The sequence below is a fragment of the Enterobacter sp. BNK-34 genome (assembly GCF_048684445.1).
GTDB classification, from domain to species: Bacteria; Pseudomonadota; Gammaproteobacteria; order Enterobacterales; family Enterobacteriaceae; genus Enterobacter; species Enterobacter pseudoroggenkampii.
In genome coordinates this window covers 4,236,939-4,254,476 of record NZ_JBLQUA010000001.1, presented here as the reverse complement: position 1 = coordinate 4,254,476, position 17,538 = coordinate 4,236,939, and the positions used below count along the sequence as shown (strand labels likewise).

The 17,538-nt window shown below is 54.1% G+C and carries 17 protein-coding genes, 3 tRNA genes and 1 pseudogene; 12 read left to right on the top strand and 9 right to left on the bottom strand.

The window, feature by feature from the left end:
- The first annotated feature begins 29 nt into the window (after nt 1-29).
- The 4 genes from dcyD (at nt 30) to sdiA (ending at nt 3,399) form a co-directional block, all read left to right on the top strand.
- Nucleotides 30-1,016, top strand: a complete 987-nt coding sequence (gene dcyD, locus ACMGG5_RS21035) for a D-cysteine desulfhydrase (RefSeq protein WP_420278468.1) — start codon at nt 30-32, stop codon at nt 1,014-1,016.
- Nucleotides 1,017-1,037: 21 nt separating this feature from the next.
- Nucleotides 1,038-1,706 carry a cystine ABC transporter permease gene (gene tcyL, locus ACMGG5_RS21030; RefSeq protein WP_014884380.1) on the top strand — a complete coding sequence of 223 codons (669 nt, stop codon included), beginning with the start codon at nt 1,038-1,040 and terminating at the stop codon, nt 1,704-1,706.
- A complete protein-coding gene (tcyN, locus tag ACMGG5_RS21025; protein WP_008500343.1) occupies nt 1,703-2,455 on the top strand; it encodes an L-cystine ABC transporter ATP-binding protein TcyN in 753 nt (250 codons plus the stop codon). The genes tcyL and tcyN overlap by 4 nt, the downstream gene beginning before the upstream one ends.
- A gap of 221 nt (nt 2,456-2,676) precedes the next feature.
- Entirely contained in the window at nt 2,677-3,399 is a 723-nt protein-coding gene (gene sdiA / locus ACMGG5_RS21020; RefSeq protein ID WP_024909771.1) for a transcriptional regulator SdiA, read from the top strand.
- A 66-nt stretch (nt 3,400-3,465) separates the two neighbouring features.
- Here the strand turns inward: sdiA and ACMGG5_RS21015 are convergent, their stop codons facing one another.
- On the bottom strand, nt 3,466-3,690 hold the full coding sequence (locus ACMGG5_RS21015) for a DUF2594 family protein (RefSeq protein ID WP_008500345.1): 225 nt from the start codon (nt 3,688-3,690) through the stop codon (nt 3,466-3,468).
- 25 nt (nt 3,691-3,715) lie between these two features.
- Nucleotides 3,716-3,784 (bottom strand): annotated as a pseudogene (locus tag ACMGG5_RS21010) (hypothetical protein); the annotation flags it as partial.
- Between the two features lie 373 nt (nt 3,785-4,157).
- Here ACMGG5_RS21010 and uvrY point away from each other — a divergent pair.
- The 6 genes from uvrY (at nt 4,158) to ACMGG5_RS20980 (ending at nt 7,694) form a co-directional block, all read left to right on the top strand.
- On the top strand, nt 4,158-4,814 hold the full coding sequence (uvrY, locus tag ACMGG5_RS21005; protein WP_013096026.1) for a UvrY/SirA/GacA family response regulator transcription factor: 657 nt from the start codon (nt 4,158-4,160) through the stop codon (nt 4,812-4,814).
- Nucleotides 4,811-6,643: an excinuclease ABC subunit UvrC gene (gene uvrC, locus ACMGG5_RS21000; RefSeq protein ID WP_024909772.1), complete on the top strand. Its 1,833-nt coding sequence runs from the start codon at nt 4,811-4,813 to the stop codon at nt 6,641-6,643. Before uvrY ends, uvrC begins: the two co-directional genes overlap by 4 nt.
- 56 nt (nt 6,644-6,699) lie before the next feature.
- Nucleotides 6,700-7,248, top strand: coding sequence for a CDP-diacylglycerol--glycerol-3-phosphate 3-phosphatidyltransferase (gene pgsA / locus ACMGG5_RS20995; protein WP_023336158.1), 549 nt, complete (start codon nt 6,700-6,702; stop codon nt 7,246-7,248).
- A 152-nt stretch (nt 7,249-7,400) separates the two neighbouring features.
- A tRNA-Gly gene (locus ACMGG5_RS20990) sits at nt 7,401-7,476 on the top strand.
- Nucleotides 7,477-7,522: 46 nt separating this feature from the next.
- A tRNA-Cys gene (locus tag ACMGG5_RS20985) sits at nt 7,523-7,596 on the top strand.
- An 11-nt stretch (nt 7,597-7,607) separates the two neighbouring features.
- Nucleotides 7,608-7,694 (top strand) — tRNA-Leu (locus tag ACMGG5_RS20980).
- A gap of 496 nt (nt 7,695-8,190) precedes the next feature.
- Here the strand turns inward: ACMGG5_RS20980 and ACMGG5_RS20975 are convergent.
- On the bottom strand, nt 8,191-8,820 hold the full coding sequence (locus ACMGG5_RS20975; RefSeq protein WP_420278467.1) for a hypothetical protein: 630 nt from the start codon (nt 8,818-8,820) through the stop codon (nt 8,191-8,193).
- A gap of 377 nt (nt 8,821-9,197) precedes the next feature.
- On the opposite strand from ACMGG5_RS20975, the gene ACMGG5_RS20970 reads away from it, so the two are divergent.
- Nucleotides 9,198-9,875 carry a DUF2076 domain-containing protein gene (locus ACMGG5_RS20970; RefSeq protein WP_248165066.1) on the top strand — a complete coding sequence of 226 codons (678 nt, stop codon included), beginning with the start codon at nt 9,198-9,200 and terminating at the stop codon, nt 9,873-9,875.
- Between the two features lie 278 nt (nt 9,876-10,153).
- Here ACMGG5_RS20970 and ACMGG5_RS20965 read toward each other — a convergent pair whose 3' ends face one another.
- The 5 genes from ACMGG5_RS20965 to ACMGG5_RS20945 form a co-directional block, all read right to left on the bottom strand.
- Entirely contained in the window at nt 10,154-10,870 is a 717-nt protein-coding gene (locus tag ACMGG5_RS20965) for an ABC transporter ATP-binding protein (protein WP_157189387.1), read from the bottom strand.
- A complete protein-coding gene (locus ACMGG5_RS20960; RefSeq protein ID WP_267215022.1) occupies nt 10,867-11,742 on the bottom strand; it encodes an ABC transporter ATP-binding protein in 876 nt (291 codons plus the stop codon). The genes ACMGG5_RS20965 and ACMGG5_RS20960 overlap by 4 nt, the downstream gene beginning before the upstream one ends.
- Nucleotides 11,739-13,013 (bottom strand): high-affinity branched-chain amino acid ABC transporter permease LivM, encoded by a 1,275-nt coding sequence (livM, locus tag ACMGG5_RS20955; RefSeq protein WP_420278633.1) that lies wholly within the window; start codon nt 13,011-13,013, stop codon nt 11,739-11,741. Before livM ends, ACMGG5_RS20960 begins: the two co-directional genes overlap by 4 nt.
- A gap of 11 nt (nt 13,014-13,024) precedes the next feature.
- Complete coding sequence (locus ACMGG5_RS20950; protein ID WP_420278466.1) at nt 13,025-13,939, bottom strand: ABC transporter permease subunit; 915 nt, start codon at nt 13,937-13,939, stop codon at nt 13,025-13,027.
- A gap of 99 nt (nt 13,940-14,038) precedes the next feature.
- A complete protein-coding gene (locus ACMGG5_RS20945) occupies nt 14,039-15,160 on the bottom strand; it encodes a branched-chain amino acid ABC transporter substrate-binding protein (RefSeq protein ID WP_023312277.1) in 1,122 nt (373 codons plus the stop codon).
- 425 nt (nt 15,161-15,585) lie between these two features.
- On the opposite strand from ACMGG5_RS20945, the gene ACMGG5_RS20940 reads away from it, so the two are divergent.
- A complete protein-coding gene (locus tag ACMGG5_RS20940) occupies nt 15,586-16,254 on the top strand; it encodes a YecA family protein (RefSeq protein WP_024909782.1) in 669 nt (222 codons plus the stop codon).
- Between the two features lie 33 nt (nt 16,255-16,287).
- On the opposite strand, the gene tyrP is transcribed toward ACMGG5_RS20940, so the two are convergent.
- On the bottom strand, nt 16,288-17,499 hold the full coding sequence (gene tyrP / locus ACMGG5_RS20935; protein WP_420278465.1) for a tyrosine transporter TyrP: 1,212 nt from the start codon (nt 17,497-17,499) through the stop codon (nt 16,288-16,290).
- Nucleotides 17,500-17,538 lie beyond the last annotated feature (39 nt).

Sequence of the window (17,538 nt, the reverse complement as noted above, 5' to 3'; positions counted from 1 at the left end):
CACATTTTGTCAGAGTTACCGGAGAACCCATGTCACTACAGAATTTAACGCGCTTTCCTCGCCTGGAGTTTATCGGCGCGCCGACGCCGCTGGAGTACCTGCCGCGATTTTCTGATTATTTAGGGCGCGATATTTTTATTAAGCGTGATGACGTGACGCCCATGGCGATGGGGGGCAATAAGCTGCGTAAGCTGGAGTTTCTGGCGGCGGACGCCCTGCGCGAGGGCGCGGATACGCTCATCACTGCCGGGGCTATCCAGTCCAACCACGTTCGTCAGACGGCGGCAGTGGCGGCAAAGCTCGGACTCCATTGCGTGGCATTGCTGGAAAACCCGATTGGCACGCGGGCAGAAAACTATCTCACCAACGGTAACCGTCTGCTGCTGGACCTGTTTAATGTACAGGTCGAAATGGTGGATGCATTGACCGACCCGACCGCCCAGCTCGATGAGCTGGCGACGCGTCTGGAAGCGCAGGGTTTCCGCCCCTACGTTATCCCTGTTGGCGGTTCGAATGCGCTGGGCGCGCTGGGGTATGTGGAAAGTGCGCTGGAAATTGCCCAACAGTGCGAGGGCGCGGTGGGCCTCTCCTCCGTGGTTGTCGCGTCCGGCAGTGCAGGCACGCATGCCGGGCTGGCGGTAGGGCTGGAGCAACTGCTGCCGGACGTCGAGCTGATTGGCGTGACGGTGTCCCGCAGCGTCGCGGATCAGAAGCCAAAAGTGGTCGCTTTACAGCAGGCGGTCGCCGCGCAGCTGGAGCTGAAGGCAAAGGCCGATATTCTGCTCTGGGATGACTATTTTGCGCCGGGTTACGGCACGCCGAACGAAGAGGGCATGGAAGCGGTGAAACTGCTGGCCCGCCTCGAGGGGATACTGCTCGATCCGGTGTATACCGGCAAAGCGATGGCCGGACTGATTGATGGCATTGCGCAGAAACGCTTTAAGGATGAAGGGCCGATTTTATTTGTCCATACAGGTGGGGCGCCTGCGCTGTTTGCCTACCATCCTCATGTCTAAAAGTCAGGTCGAAAAATAATAATGCAAGAAAGTATTCAACTGGTTATTGATTCTCTGCCGTATCTGCTGAAAGGTGCGGTATTTACGTTACAGCTCAGTATCGGCGGGATGTTCTTCGGGCTGGTACTGGGATTTGTGCTGGCCTTAATGCGCATGTCACCCATCCTGCCGGTGCGCTGGCTGGCGCGTTTTTATATCTCCGTCTTTCGCGGTACGCCGCTTATCGCCCAGCTCTTTATGATCTACTACGGCTTACCGCAGTTTGGTATCGAGCTGGATCCGATTCCCGCAGCGATGATTGGTCTGTCGCTCAATACTGCGGCGTATACCTCTGAAACCCTGCGTGCGGCCATCTCCTCCATTGACAAAGGGCAGTGGGAAGCGGCGGCCAGTATCGGGATGACGCCATGGCAGACGCTTCGCCGGGCCATTCTGCCGCAGGCGGCGCGCGTGGCGCTTCCACCGCTGAGCAACAGCTTCATCAGTCTGGTGAAAGATACTTCCCTGGCGGCAACGATTCAGGTACCGGAGCTGTTCCGTCAGGCACAGCTCATCACCTCCCGTACGCTTGAAGTTTTTACCATGTATCTGGCTGCCTCGCTGATTTACTGGGTGATGGCGACGGTGCTGTCTGCCCTGCAAAACTATTTCGAAAACCAGCTTAACCGCCAGGAGCGTGATCCAAAATGAGTGCTATCGACGTCAAAAACCTGGTGAAAAAATTCCACGGTCAAACGGTGCTCCACGGGATCGATCTTGAAGTCGAGCAGGGCGAAGTGGTGGCAATCATTGGGCCGAGCGGCTCAGGGAAAACCACGCTGCTGCGCAGCATTAACCTGCTTGAACAGCCGGAAGGCGGTACCATTCGGGTCGGGGAGATAACGATTGATACCGGGAAATCCATCAGCCAGCAGAAAGGGTTGATTCGCCGTCTGCGCCAGCATGTCGGCTTCGTTTTCCAGAACTTCAACCTCTTCCCGCACCGTACGGTGCTGGAGAACATTATTGAAGGGCCGGTTATCGTTAAAGGTGAGCCTAAAGAGGAAGCGACGGCGCGCGCTCGCGAGCTGCTGGCCAAAGTCGGGCTGGCGGGGAAAGAGACCAGCTATCCGCGGCGTCTGTCGGGAGGGCAACAGCAGCGCGTGGCGATAGCGCGCGCGCTGGCGATGCGCCCGGACGTGATCCTGTTTGATGAACCGACTTCAGCGCTCGATCCGGAACTGGTGGGTGAGGTGCTGAACACCATTCGCCAGCTGGCGCAGGAAAAACGGACGATGGTGATCGTGACGCATGAGATGAGCTTTGCCCGCGATGTTGCTGACAGAGCCATCTTCATGGATCAGGGGCGGATTGTGGAGCAGGGGCCGGCGAAAAGCTTATTCGCCAACCCTCAACAGCCGCGAACCCGTCAGTTCCTTGAAAAATTCCTTATGCAGTAGCATTTTTGCACGCATTTGCTCCAGAAAATTACCCTGGAGCAAATTATTCTCCCTCTTTGTGGAAGCCTCTGTTTTTTTATTCCATCCGGCTCGGATAAACCTTATCGATAGTAAAGTTAATTGTGCTATTGCCGATATTTTGTGGTTAGAAAAAAGTTTTCTGTGTTAGCTTATATTCACCATAATAATGATTATCTGTTCAGAGGCTTCATTTAGTAAGTATGAAGGATTTAGACTTTTTCACCTGGCGACGGGATTGCTCCCTCCGGTTTCAGGAGTTGACCTGTGCCGCCGAGGTATATCAGGAGCTGGAGCGACAAACTCAGGCGCTGGAATTCGATTATTACGCGCTCTGCGTGCGCCATCCCGTGCCATTTACACGCCCTAAGATCTCCCTGCAAACCACTTACCCCAAGCTGTGGATGGCGCAATATCAATCCGCGAACTATTTCGCGATCGATCCGGTTTTAAAAGCGGAGAATTTCATTCAGGGGCATCTTCCCTGGACAGACGCATTATTCGCTGAGGCGCAGGAATTATGGCATAGCGCCCAGGACCACGGTTTACGCGCGGGAATAACGCAGTGCCTGATGCTGCCAAATCATGCGCTCGGCTTCCTCTCTGTTTCTCGTACACGTGTACAGGAAGGGCCATTATCCCATGAGGAAATAGAACTGCGGTTGCAAATGCTGGTGCAAATGGCCTTAACCTCTCTGATGCGTTTTGACCATGAGATGGTCATGCCACCCGAAATGAAATTCAGCAAGCGCGAACGTGAAATTCTGAAATGGACTGCGGAAGGGAAGACGTCAGCGGAAATAGCGATCATTCTCTCGATCTCAGAGAATACCGTTAACTTCCATCAGAAGAATATGCAGAAGAAATTTAACGCGCCCAATAAGACCCAGATCGCATGCTATGCGGCGGCAACGGGACTGATCTGACTCCGTAAAACGTTCTGCGTGACAGACGAGCGAACGGCTGAATGCACTGCATCCAGCCGTTTTTTGTTACTGGCGGTACGCTTGCTTGATTTGTTTAACGGTGTTAGCAAATACCGCTGATTCAGCCTGGTCTTCCATCTCCGCGATTTGTTTTTCCATTTTAATGATCACACGACCGGCATCAGCCTGGCCCATCGCCTGCAGCATCAGCGTCAGCAGTGCTTTCAGGCAGTTTACTTCCTGTGCCAGTTCCTGGTTATTCTCCGCAGTGGCAAATTCAGGTGTGCTCATTTATTTTCCTCATTATTAAACGGCGCTAAAGCGCGACGACGAAAGTCAAGGCGGCGGAGTATACCACAAGCTGAAGCAAAAAATGCAGCGGTTGTTTTTCGTACTTTTACGTGGATGTTTAATTGCGTAAACAGAACGTACCGGTAAACTGAAGCGCTGTTACAGGCTATTAATTGCTTATGCCCGGCTCGCTTGCCGTTAATTATTGTTACAAAAATTTGAGATCTGTTTTTTTTGCAGGGAAAGCCTGCAAGTTTTTTGTAACTTTTTGAATACAGATGATTAAAAAAAGCCGCAAGAGCCCTAAAAACACGGCCTCTCTTTCCACCGCCTGTACAGGCTAATTTCCAAAAACGAGAGCAAAATCGAATAGCCGGTTTTTTAACGTTTTAATCTTGTCAGGAAAACCGTTAATATAAACCAAATTATCACTCAGTAGCGTTATCCCTATTCTGGAGACATTTCCTTTGATCAACGTCCTTCTTGTTGATGACCACGAACTGGTGCGCGCAGGGATACGACGCATTCTTGAAGATATTAAAGGTATTAAAGTTGCCGGTGAGGCATGCTGTGGTGAAGATGCGGTAAAATGGTGCCGTACTAACTCCGCCGATGTGGTGCTGATGGATATGAACATGCCCGGTATCGGTGGTCTTGAGGCAACACGCAAAATCGCGCGTACCTTTGTAGACACCAAAGTCATCATGCTGACCGTGCATACCGAAAATCCACTGCCCGCGAAAGTAATGCAGGCGGGGGCCGCGGGTTACCTGAGTAAAGGTGCTGCACCGCAGGAAGTCGTCAATGCTATCCGTTCTGTGTTTGCCGGACAGCGTTATATTGCGTCCGACATCGCTCAGCAGATGGCGCTGAGTCAGATTGAGCCCGAGAAAACCGAATCACCGTTTGCCAGTTTGTCCGAGCGTGAATTGCAGATTATGCTGATGATCACCAAAGGTCAGAAGGTGAATGAGATCTCGGAACAGCTGAATCTCAGCCCGAAAACGGTAAACAGCTATCGTTATCGGATGTTCAGTAAACTGAACATTCATGGTGACGTCGAACTGACGCATCTGGCCATCCGACATGGTTTGTGTAATGCGGAGACGTTGTTAAGTCAGTGAGTGATGTGTTCGATTCAAAAGCATTTCTGAAAACCGTAACCAGCCAGCCTGGCGTCTATCGCATGTATGACGCTGGCGGTACGGTTATCTATGTGGGGAAGGCTAAAGATCTTAAAAAACGTCTCTCCAGCTATTTTCGCAGCAATCTGGCCTCCCGTAAGACCGAAGCGCTGGTCTCACTCATTCAGAATATTGATGTTACCGTCACGCATACAGAGACAGAAGCGCTGCTGCTTGAGCACAACTATATTAAGCTCTACCAGCCGCGCTATAACGTCCTGTTGCGGGATGATAAATCCTACCCGTTTATCTTTCTGAGCGGCGACACCCATCCGCGCCTCGCCATGCATCGCGGGGCAAAACATGCGAAGGGTGAATATTTCGGGCCGTTCCCTAACGGTTATGCCGTGCGTGAAACGCTGGCGCTACTGCAAAAAATCTTCCCGATCCGCCAGTGTGAAAACAGCGTTTACCGTAACCGCTCGCGCCCGTGCCTGCAGTACCAGATTGGCCGCTGCCTGGGACCGTGCGTGGCCGGACTGGTGAGTGAAGAAGAGTATGCGCAGCAGGTGGATTATGTGCGCCTGTTCTTAGCCGGAAAAGACGATCAGGTCTTAACGCAGCTGATCGCGCGGATGGAAAAAGCCAGCGCTGCTCTGGAGTTCGAAGAGGCAGCGCGTATCCGCGACCAGATTCAGGCGGTGCGCAGAGTCACGGAGAAACAGTTTGTCTCAAATACCGGTGACGATCTTGATGTCATCGGCGTCGCCTTTGACGCCGGGATGGCCTGCGTGCACGTTCTTTTCATTCGACAGGGCAAAGTGCTCGGCAGCCGCAGCTATTTTCCGAAGGTCCCTGGCGGTACCGAGCTGGGTGAAGTGGTGGAAACCTTTGTCGGCCAGTTCTATCTGCAGGGGAGCCAGATGCGCACGTTGCCTTCTGAGATCCTGCTCGATTTTAATCTTGACGATAAAACCCTGCTGGCTGATTCGCTCTCTGAACTGGCGGGCCGCCGGGTGAATGTTCAAACCAAACCGCGCGGCGATCGTGCGCGTTATCTCAAGCTGGCGCGAACCAACGCGGCGACGGCACTCACCACTAAGCTGTCGCAGCAGTCGACGGTGCACCAGCGTTTAACGGCCCTGGCGGCGCTGCTGAAGCTTCCGGAAGTGAAACGGATGGAGTGTTTCGACATCAGTCATACGATGGGGGAACAGACGGTAGCGTCCTGCGTGGTGTTTGATGCGAATGGCCCACTGCGAGCCGAGTATCGCCGCTATAACATCACCGGGATCACGCCGGGTGATGACTATGCGGCGATGAATCAGGTGCTGCGTCGTCGCTATGGTAAAGCCATAGAGGAGAGCAAAATCCCGGATGTGATCCTGATTGACGGCGGGAAAGGGCAGCTCGGCCAGGCGAAAGCAGTATTTGAGTCGCTTGATGTCAGCTGGGATAAAAACCATCCGCTGCTGCTGGGTGTCGCAAAAGGGGCCGATCGTAAGGCCGGGCTGGAGACATTGTTCTTCGAGCCGGAAGGTGAGGGTTTCAGTCTGCCGCCGGACTCCCCGGCGCTGCACGTCATCCAGCATATTCGCGATGAATCGCACGATCACGCCATCAGCGGTCACCGCAAAAAACGGGCGAAGGTGAAAAACACCAGTTCACTGGAGACGATCGAAGGCGTGGGGCCAAAACGTCGTCAGATGCTGCTGAAGTATATGGGCGGATTGCAAGGATTACTCAACGCCAGCATGGAGGAAATTGCAAAAGTGCCGGGTATTTCGCAAGGGCTGGCAGAAAAGATCTACTACTCGTTGAAACATTGAGGGCTCTGTAGCAACATAGAGCTAAATTTTACTGACAACAAATAGTTACCGTCACTATGCAATATAATATCCCTACGTTGCTCACTCTTTTTCGTGTTGTACTCATCCCGTTCTTTGTGCTGGCGTTTTACCTGCCGGTTGTCTGGGCACCTTTTGCCTGCGCATTGCTCTTCCTGATCGCAGCGGTAACAGACTGGTTTGATGGCTATCTGGCGCGCCGCTGGAATCAAAGCACCCGTTTCGGTGCCTTCCTCGATCCGGTGGCGGACAAAGTGATGGTCGCTATCGCCATGGTGCTGGTGGCCGAGCACTATCATACCTGGTGGGTAACGCTGCCTGCGGCAACCATGATCGGTCGTGAGATCATCATCTCTGCACTGCGCGAGTGGATGGCGGAGCTGGGGAAACGCAGCAGCGTAGCGGTCTCGTGGATAGGTAAAGTCAAAACGACGGCGCAGATGGCCGCGCTGGTCTGGATGCTCTGGCGTCCGAACGCCTGGGTTGAGTGGGCGGGGATTGGCCTCTTGTGGGTCGCGGCAGTGCTGACGCTGTGGTCCATGCTGCAATATTTGAACGCTGCGCGCGGGGATTTGCTTGATCAGTGATCGTTTCGCCGTAAATTTCAGCAAACGATTCGGGGATGTAAAAAATAACGTTGACTCATAACGTCATATCAGTAGAATGCAACGCATCGAACGGCGGCACAGCCAGTCGGACGATAATGAAATCAAGTGGTTAGACAGTTACTTGATGACATGCGGGAATAGCTCAGTTGGTAGAGCACGACCTTGCCAAGGTCGGGGTCGCGAGTTCGAGTCTCGTTTCCCGCTCCAAATTAAAGACATGCGCAGTAGCGGGTGTCAGCTTTAAAGATTTAACGGCGCGTTAGCAAAGCGGTTATGTAGCGGATTGCAAATCCGTCTAGTCCGGTTCGACTCCGGAACGCGCCTCCACTTTCTTCCCTGGCCGGATGGTGGAATCGGTAGACACAAGGGATTTAAAATCCCTCGGCGTTCGCGCTGTGTGGGTTCAAGTCCCACTCCGGCTACCATGGGAAAAGTAGAATAAAATCAATGATAAGCAGTGTCGTATAAACCACCGAAAGGTGGTTTTTTATTGTCTATTTTTCACCATTCATCTTCGACACAAGAAGAGGGCATTACTGCCCCGCGATCATCAACCAAACGCGCACCACGCGATAAGTTACCAGCTGATTTCATCCCATCCGATGCTTTTCCGTCATCTCATTATGGTAGGAAGCAGTTAAGCCTGACCCTCTAACGCCAGGCCCACCAATCGGTGGGCTTTTTGATGGAGTATGAGCAATTGAGGTCTTCAACGTTCGTCAAAAACCTTGAGTATCGCAATTCGGTATATAAAGTAACCAAGGACAATGAGAGCACCAGACGCTGCACCCCAGATAAAACGGGATTCGTCTTTTGAAAATGAAAAGAAATAAATACAGGACAATAGGCCCGCAGAAGCAATTCCCATTCCCAACCCGCGCAAAATTCGGGATGCTATTAACTTGATAATGTCCTGAGTGTTCATAACCCACCAAAAAAGTATTTCCATACTTCGTTAAATTCATGCTTGTCTACATCTGCTACGCTGCATGCGTCAAGAAAAGGTTTCAATTTTTCTTCAACAAGAAAATACAGAAGATCCAAATCCCCCATACTCTTAAGTCGGTAGTAGAGTACAGGGTTCTGGTTTTCAAGCTTTCTAGCCGTATAGATAGCTCTCGATGTTTCTGCGCCAATCGTGAGAGCGCTTCCGATGACCACGCCAGGGGCGAACGAGGTCATAATGCGTGACGATACGGCAGCATCTAGTTTTACTCCGGTTAGCTCCGCGAATATGAATTTACCAACCATTACGCCGGTAAAATTTTGTGCAATCCCCTGAATATTATCCATGTTAACTTTTGACATGAACTCTCTGATAACAGCGTTAACTATTTTTTGAGTTTCCTGAGTAACCGATATTCCTCGTTTGAACATGTTCGCCATCCTCACACGATCATCAAAATTAGCATGGCGATGAGCCGTGTCTATGAAGTCATAACCGAGGTAATACATGCTAACCGGAAAAGAGAGCATTCCCTGCGCTACAGAAACCTGGAAGCCGGAATCGCCAGCATCCAGACTCTTCAGCCAGGATTTCGCGCTGTCCATTTCTAACCTTCCTTATAGTTTTAAAATCCCTCGGCGTTCGCGCTGTGTGGGTTCAAGTCCCACTCCGGCTACCATGGGAAAACAAAGAATAATCAAAGCAATAAGCAGTGTCGTGAAACCACCGAAAGGTGGTTTTTTTGTGCCTCCAGTTTAGCGCGAAGTGAGCGTATCTCATCGTCATCACGATCGTGCTGTGCCCGAGAATTTGCTGCCATACCAGAACGTTAAGCCTAACTCTCTAATATCAAGCCCGGAAAGCAGGGCGATTTTCAGCAAACCTGCAACCAATCTTAAACAAACATTTCACTCCCCAGACACAGATTTCCGCCGCTGATAAACTGGTGGGTATCCACCCTGGAGAGCGGAAGGTTATTGTCATGCAATATGAAGAACAGCAGCTTATCAACGGCCTTTTCGAGCGTCTGAAACAGGCCGGACAACAAAACAGCCAGCGGGACGCAGATGCAGAGCGTCAGATCGCTGAATTCGTCAGGCAGCAGCCTGCGGCCCCCTACTATATGGCGCAATCGATTTTGATTCAGGAAGCGGCCCTGAAACGCCTGCAGGCCCGCGTTCAGGAGCTTGAAAGCGAATTAGCCGCGCAAAAAAGCAAACCCTCGACGGGCGGCAGTTTCCTCGGCGGCCTGTTTGGTGGTGGGAAAAGTAACCCGCAGCCTGACAACAGCTGGAATGCCCAGCCGCAACAGCCACCAGCGCAGGATTACTCACGGGCGCCAGCGCCGGCTACTCGCGGCGGCGGTTTTATGGCTGGAGCGCTCCAGACAGCCGCTGGCGTGGCCGGTGGCATCGCGCTGGCCGAGATGCTTACCAGCATGTTTCATCAGTCGCGGCCGGAAGAGATCGTGAACATTATCGAAGAACCGACAATGCCCGTCGGTGGTGAACCGTTTGTCGGTAATCAATACGGCGACGTTAATAACGTCTCTGACACCCGTTTCCTCAACCAGAACGATTCGTTCGGCAATAATAACGACACCTGGCAGAACGACGATGTAGATGACGACTACAGCAATGACGACGACAGTTTTATTTAACGACGTTATCGTGAAACCACAGAAATGAAGTGAACCCCGAAAGTTGGGTATCCAACTTTCGGGGTTTTGCGTTTCCGAGTCAAAAAGGCCTTCGAGGCTAAGCCTGAAGGCTCATAAGTCACATTCTTTTTACTGCTTTTCTTACTAACAAACCTGTAAGTACTGCCGGAAGCAATCCAAACAAAGAGGCGATATCGACTAACGTATCCTCCAGTGCTTCTATCCCGTATGTGCCGAAATGATTCATCACGGCATAAGCCCATTCGGCAGGTGTCAAATCACACCCCGCCCAAATACGCCTTCCTCACGTCCTGATTGCCCAGCAATTCCTCACCGCTGCCGCTCAACCGGATTTGCCCGTTAACCATTACATACCCGCGGTCAGACAGCTTCAACGCGTGGTGCGCATTCTGCTCCACCAGAAAAATGGTCATACCGCTGCGGGCCAGCTCGCGCAGCGTCTGGAAGATCTGTTTGACCACAATCGGGGCTAAGCCCAGGCTCGGTTCATCCAGCAGCAGCAGCTTCGGACGGCTCATCAGCGCCCGGGCGATTGCCAGCATCTGCTGTTCCCCGCCGGACATGGTCATCGCGCGCTGTTTACGCCGCTCTTTAAGACGAGGGAAAAGGTCAAACATGGTTTGCATATCTTCAGCGGCAAACTGGCTGCCGATGGGAATGGTCCCCATCAGCAGGTTCTCTTCAACGGTCATATCCGGGAAGATTCGTCTGCCTTCCGGCGCCTGCGCAATGCCGCCGGACGCGACGTAGTGGGTGGATTTATGGCTGATATCTTCACCGCCGAAAAGGATCTGTCCGTTGCGGATACGAGGCTGACCAAAGATGGACATCAGCAATGTCGATTTACCCGCGCCGTTTGCGCCAATCAGCGCCACGGTTTCACCCTTATTCACCTCAAGGGAGACCTGCTTCAGCGCCTGAATGACGCCGTAAAACACATCCACCTCGCGAAATGCCAGCAGCGGTTCGCTCATAGGGAGACCTCGCTTTCGTCCGTGCCCAGATAGGCGGCAATGACCTTTTCATCATGCTGGATCTGTTCAGGTTTTCCTCTGGCAATCACATCGCCGTGGTCGAGCACGATAATGTCGTCCGAAATCTCCATCACCATCCCCATATCATGCTCAATCAGTAATACCGTGATGTCATGGTGATCCCGCAGAAAGCGAATAATGCTGCTCAGCTTATGCGTTTCAACCGGGTTCAGCCCTGCGGCGGGTTCATCCAGACAGATCATTTCTGGCCCGGTGCACATTGCCCGCGCAATTTCCAGACGCCGCTGCTGGCCGTACGACATCTCTCCCGCCAGGCGATTGGCGCACTCCACCAGATCCACCACTTCCAGCCAGTAGAAGGCTCTGTCCAGGGCGTCGCTTTCCGCCCGCCGGTAGGACGGCGTATTCAGGATCCCGGCGAGCAGATTGCGGTTCACCCGCATATGCTGCGCGACCAGCAGGTTTTCCACGACCGACATCTCGCGAAAAAGACGAATATTTTGAAACGTGCGCGCCAGCCCGGCTCGGTTGACCAGGTGGGTTCCGCCAAACATTTTGTAGAACAGACGTTGCCCGAACTGCGCGGGGTTAATCCAGTCACCCGGCTGGAATTTTTGTCCAAGGACCTGAATCACGTTGGTCGTTTTATTGCGGGTGTTAAACAAAATGTTGCCGCCGGAGGCTCTGTAGAAGCCCGTCAGGCAGTTAAACACGGTTGTTTTTCCCGCCCCGTTTGGCCCAATCAGGGCGGTAATGGAGCCGCGCTGCACGTCCAGGTTGACGTCGTTTAGCGCCTTAATCCCACCAAAGTGCATCATCAAATGTTCAACGCGTAATATCGTTTCGTTCATGGCGCGACGCCCTTACGCACGGCAAACCCGCTGCGGTTAATGCGGATCAAACCGCGTGGACGCCAGATCATCATCACCACCATCAGCATGCCAAACAGCAGGACGCGGTACTCGGCAAAACTGCGCAGCAGTTCCGGCGTGACCGTGAGCACGAAGGCGGCCAGCACCACGCCCAGCGTCGAGCCCATACCGCCCAGTACGACAATGGCGAGGATCAGTGCCGATTCAAAGAAGGTAAAGGAGGTTGGATTCACGAACCCCTGATAGGTGGCGAAGAACACCCCGGCAATGCCCGCGGTCGACGCACCCAGCGTAAAGGCAGAAAGCTTCACCAGAACATGGTTCAACCCCATTGAGCGGCAGGCAATTTCGTCTTCACGCAGGGCTTCCCATGCCCGACCAATCGGCATCCGCGTCAGGCGGTGCTTAATGTAGAGCACCAGCATCACCATCAGGAACAGTACCGCGTAGATAAAGATAAACTTCATGTTCGGGTTGTAGGTCAGGTGGAAAAACTCGTGGAAGGGCACGCCGCCTTCTTTCGCGCGTCGTCCAAATTCCAGACCGAAAAAAGTCGGGGGAGGGGCAGACACGCCGTTGGGGCCGCCGGTGAAGGTCAGCCAGTTGTTCAGTATCAGGCGAATGATCTCCCCGAACCCGAGGGTGACGATGGCCAGATAGTCACCGTGCATGCGCAGCACCGGGAAGCCGAGCAGGGCGCCTGCGGCGGCGGCCATGATTGCCGCCAGCGGCAGCATACTCCAGAAGCCTAAGCCGAGATACTGGTACCCCAGCGCCAGACCGTACGCCCCAATCGCGTAGAACGCGACATATCCCAGATCCAGCAGACCGGCCAGGCCCACGACGATGTTCAGCCCCAGACCGAGAAGCACGTAGATCAGCCCGAGAATGGCGACGGTCAGCACATATTTAGTGGCGACAAACGGAAAGCAAATCGCAAGGGTAATCACCAGAGGAATAATCCAGCGCATGCGGCTTTTGTATTCCGGCGGCCGGACATATACGCCCGCGCTGTCGGCCTCGAAGCGCGCCTGGAAACGGGCCCCCGGGGCGGTACCTAAAAAGGCGCTCAACAGAAAGCGTCCGAACATGACGATGCCAACCATCCAGGCCAGTCGCTGCCCGGCGAAGTTAAAGCTGTACCCGTCCAGCACCACGCCCGCGATGGGGCCGAAGATAATCAGCGCAATCAGCCCGGAAAAAATCGCGTCCAGAATGCAGCGTTTAAGTGAAAAACCGTGTGATGTCATCATTCTCTCCCTCACACTTTGGCCACAATCGGGCGTCCAAGCAGGCCCTGAGGACGGAAAATAAGGATCATGACCAGCAGGCCGAACGAGAAGACATCTTTATAGTCCGAGTTCACCATGCCCGAGAACTGCGCTTCCGCCACGCCCAGGATAAGGCCACCGAGCATCGCGCCGGGAAGGGAGCCGATGCCGCCAAGTACCGCCGCCGTGAAGGCTTTAATACCGATCACAAACCCGACGTAGAAATCAAAGGTGCCGTAGTTCATGGTGATCAGCACCCCCGCCAGGCCCGCCATCGCCGCGCCGATGACAAAGACCAGCGAAATAATCCGGTCGGTATTAATGCCCAGAATGGAGGCCATTTTGCGATCCTGCTGGACCGCACGGCACATCCGCCCCAGCCGGGTACGGTTGATTATCCAGGTGAGCACCAGCATGCCGGCAAACGAGGCAACCAGGATAAACACTTTGGTGTAGGTTATCTGCACGAACCCTTCGCCCAGATACAGGCGAATAACGCCGTCCAGCATGGTTGGTACCCCTTGCTGGCGCGGGCCCTGGCTCAGCTGGGCGTAGTTTTGCAGGATAAGCGACATCCCGATGGCGGAGATCAGCGGCGCCAGGCGCGTGGAGTTGCGCAGCGGTTTGTAGGCGATACGCTCGATAGTCCAGCCGTACACCCCGGTGACCACAATGGTGAACACCAGCGTGCCGAGGATCAGCAGCGGGAAGGACTGCAGGCCGAAGAACGAGAGCAGCGCCAGGCCAATGGCGCAAAGATAGGCGGAAATCATATACACTTCGCCGTGGGCGAAATTGATCATCCCGATAATGCCGTACACCATGGTGTAGCCGATGGCGATCAGGCCGTAGACGGAACCCAGCGTTAAGCCATTGATTAACTGTTGCAGGAAGAATGTACTCATCTTAGCGCGCTCGTTTTATAGGCTGCGCGAGCCGCGCAGCCTGATGTTTATTACGCGCCGACGGGCAGGCCCGCCGACGTTGAGCGTGACTCCGTCCCGTTACTGCACTTCCTTATATTTTCCTTTGTCGTCCCACTGGTAAACCACGTAGTCAGACACTTTCAGATCGCCTTTGCTGTCCCAGGCTTTTTTGCCCATCACCGTGTCGACGGAATTGGCCTTCAGCCACTCGCTGGCTTTGGCGGAGTCCTTGCCGCCGGTGGCCTTGAAGGCCGCGGCAATGGCCTGTACGGAGGCATAGGAGTAGAGGGTGTAACCTTCCGGCTCGAATTTACCGGCGCGGAATTTCTCGATAACCGCTTTGCCGTCCGGGATCAGGCGCGGGTCTTTACCGAAGGTCATGTAAATGCCATTGGTATACTGCGGGCCGCCCGCGGCGGTCACCATCTCCTCGTTGACGATGCAGTCCCCGGAGAAGAATTTTGCCTGTACGCCCTGCTCACGCATCTGGCGAACCAGCGGACCGGCTTCCGGGTGACAGCCACCGAAGAACACGACGTCCGGTTTTTGCGCGCCGATCTTGGTGACCAGCGCGTTAAAGTCTTTTTCACCGCGGGATAACCCCTCGTACATCACATCCTGAACCCCGCGTTTCGCCAGTGCCGCTTTGGTGGCGTCAGCCAGACCCTGACCATAGGTGTCTTTGTCGTGAATGATCACCACACGTTTGGCTTTCAGCTTGTCGATGATGAAGTCGCTGGCAACCTGACCCTGCTGGTCGTCGCGGCCGCACATGCGGAACATATCGCTCATGCCGCGTTCGGTGATCAGCGGGTTAGTTGAGCCGGGGGTAATCGCAATAATACCTGCGTCGCTATACACCTCGGATGCGGGCATGGTGGAAGAGGAGCAGAAATGGCCGACCACGGCGTTGACTTTATCCTGGTCAACTAAACGGTTGGCGACGGCCACGGCCTGCTTGGGCTCGCAGGCATCATCTCCCTGAACCAGTTTGATTTTCTCACCGTTAATGCCGCCTGCGGCATTAATGTCTTCAGCGGCCTGCGTAGCGCCGTGCCAGTACTGATCGCCATAGGTGGCGTTCGGACCCGTGAACGGTCCGGCCACGCCAATCACAATATCTGCCCGGGCGGAAAACGCCGTCACCAGGCAACCGGCCAATACAAGAGAAAGAGGAGTTCTGATAAATTTCAGCGACATTATTATGTTCCTTAGCAAAGAGGTTTTTGCACCACGGCGTAAACCCGAACGCCCGACGGCGCAGCCAATCCGAAACACGAGCAAGAACAAAATGCACTAAACGAACAAGATACAGACGGCATCCTGCATATTACGGCGAGATTTCCCTGCGCAGGGGCGCGCGAAGAACGTTAAGCAAAAACGTTGCCAGAATGGTTAACCCATTGACGAGCATGCGACATGTTTGAGTATAGAGCGCCGCGTTATGCCGCCTTGCGGGAGGAGAAGAAATTACAGCGGAGATCACATATCGTTAACAATAAAGCCCATAAGTTGTGCAAAGCTCACGGTTTGCACGTTTTTGCAGCAATAAAGACCTAAACTTCAGCCCGGAGAGGGGTGAGATATGTGTTAGGATCGTTTCCTTTTTTGCAGGAGTATCAGCGATGACTGAAGGCCCATTGAATGAAAGCGAAATGGCGTGGCTTGAAGAGACGTTAATGTCTTACGGTCATGATGACGCGTCCGTAATTGACGTGTCCGAACTGGACGGCATGCTTACCGCAGTGCTTTCCGGTCCTGTTGTCGTTGAGCCAGATGCCTGGCTGGTGGCGGTTTGGGGTGGCGAGAAGTACATTCCGCGCTGGAAAAACGATCGTGAGATGAACCGTTTTATCGATCTCTGCTTTAAGCACATGAACGATATTGCCGAGCGCCTGAGTGAATACCCGGATCAGTTCGAACCGATGTTTGGCTATAACGACGTTGACGGTGAGAGTTATACCGTGGTGGAAGAGTGGTGCTACGGCTACATGCGCGGCGTGGCGCTGACGGACTGGTCTGCCTTGCCGGAAGCCCTGAAGGCCGATCTTGAGGTGATTGCGCTGCACGGCACGGAAGAGAACAGCGACAAGCTGGATGAACTGTCCGAAGAGGAGTACATCGCCAGCATCGAGAGCATCCAGCCTGCGGCACTGCGTTTATATCAATACTGGGTAAACAACCCGCAGCAGCCGGAAGCGAAGAAGCCGATTGTGAACGGCACAAAGGTCGGGCGTAACGATCCGTGTCCTTGCGGCAGCGGGAAGAAGTTTAAGAGCTGCTGTTTGCACTGATAAAAAAGGGGCTGATGACAGCCCCTTTTTTATTTAACCCACTTCCGGCAGTATCCCGGCTGCAATCAACACCTGCACCAGAATAATCACCACCCCGCAGCCAAACACAACGCACAGCAGCGGTTTTCCCCCCGCCACGCGATACCCTTGCTGAGGATGCTGCTGACGGCTTTTCCATGCCAGCAGGGAAGGGAGGAGGAGGGCAAGGATCGAGAGCGCTACCCCTGCGTACCCCAGCGCCATCACAAATCCGCGCGGATAAAACAGCGCGAACGCCAGCGGCGGCAGGAAGGTAATTGCGCCCGTCTGTAACCGTCCGGCCGCGGTATTGCGGCGCTGGAACAGGTCGGCCAGATAATCAAACAGGCCGAGCGCCACGCCCAGGAACGAAGTTGCCAGCGCCAGGTCGGCAAACAGGTGTACCGCCAGCTCCACGTGTGGGGAGGTGACGACCTCGCGCAGTGCCAGCAGAAAACCGTTCAGGCCAGCGTGTTGCGCCATCAGCCCAATAAAGGTTGAAGAGTCAATGCTGCCCAGCGTCACCAGCTGCCAGAAAATATAGGCAATCAGCGGGATCGCGCTGCCGATAACAAAGACGCGGCGCAGTTTTCGGATATCGCCGTTCATATAGCCGACGATGCTCGGCACGCTGCCGTGGAAGCCAAACGAGGTGAAAATGACCGGGATCGCGGAGAGCGCCAGCCCTTTTTCCAGCGGCAGCGTCAGCAGGTTAACCTTGTGCACGTGCGGCGCCAGCAGCACCAGCATGACAATCAGGAAGAGAATTTTAGCGCTGAACAGAAAACGGTTAAACAGATCGACCAGGGATGTGCCCACGCAGACCACGCCGCCGCCGATGAGCGCAAAGAAGATGGCGCCCGTCGCAGGGGTAATGTCAGAGCCAAACCAGTCGTTGACGCTGGAGGCGATGAGCTCTCCGGCGCCGCTGATATAGGCGGCGGTCAGGGCATACATCAGGAACATCATGCTAAAGCCGGTTATCCACTGGCCGTAGCGTCCGAGATAGCGCGCCGCAAGCGAACCCAGACCGGTGTCGGCGGGTACGTGCTGGTAAACCTCAAGCAGCAACAGTGCGGTGTAACACATCAGCGCCCAGAGCGTTCCCAGCAGCAGCAGGGTCATGCCAAATCCCACGCCCGCGGCTGCCAGGGGCATTGCCAGCATTCCTGCGCCAATTGTCGTTCCGGCGACGATAAAAATACTTCCCAGAGTTCTGTTTTTCACGCTTTCCTCTACAACGCTTCTTAACCGCGACAAAATCTG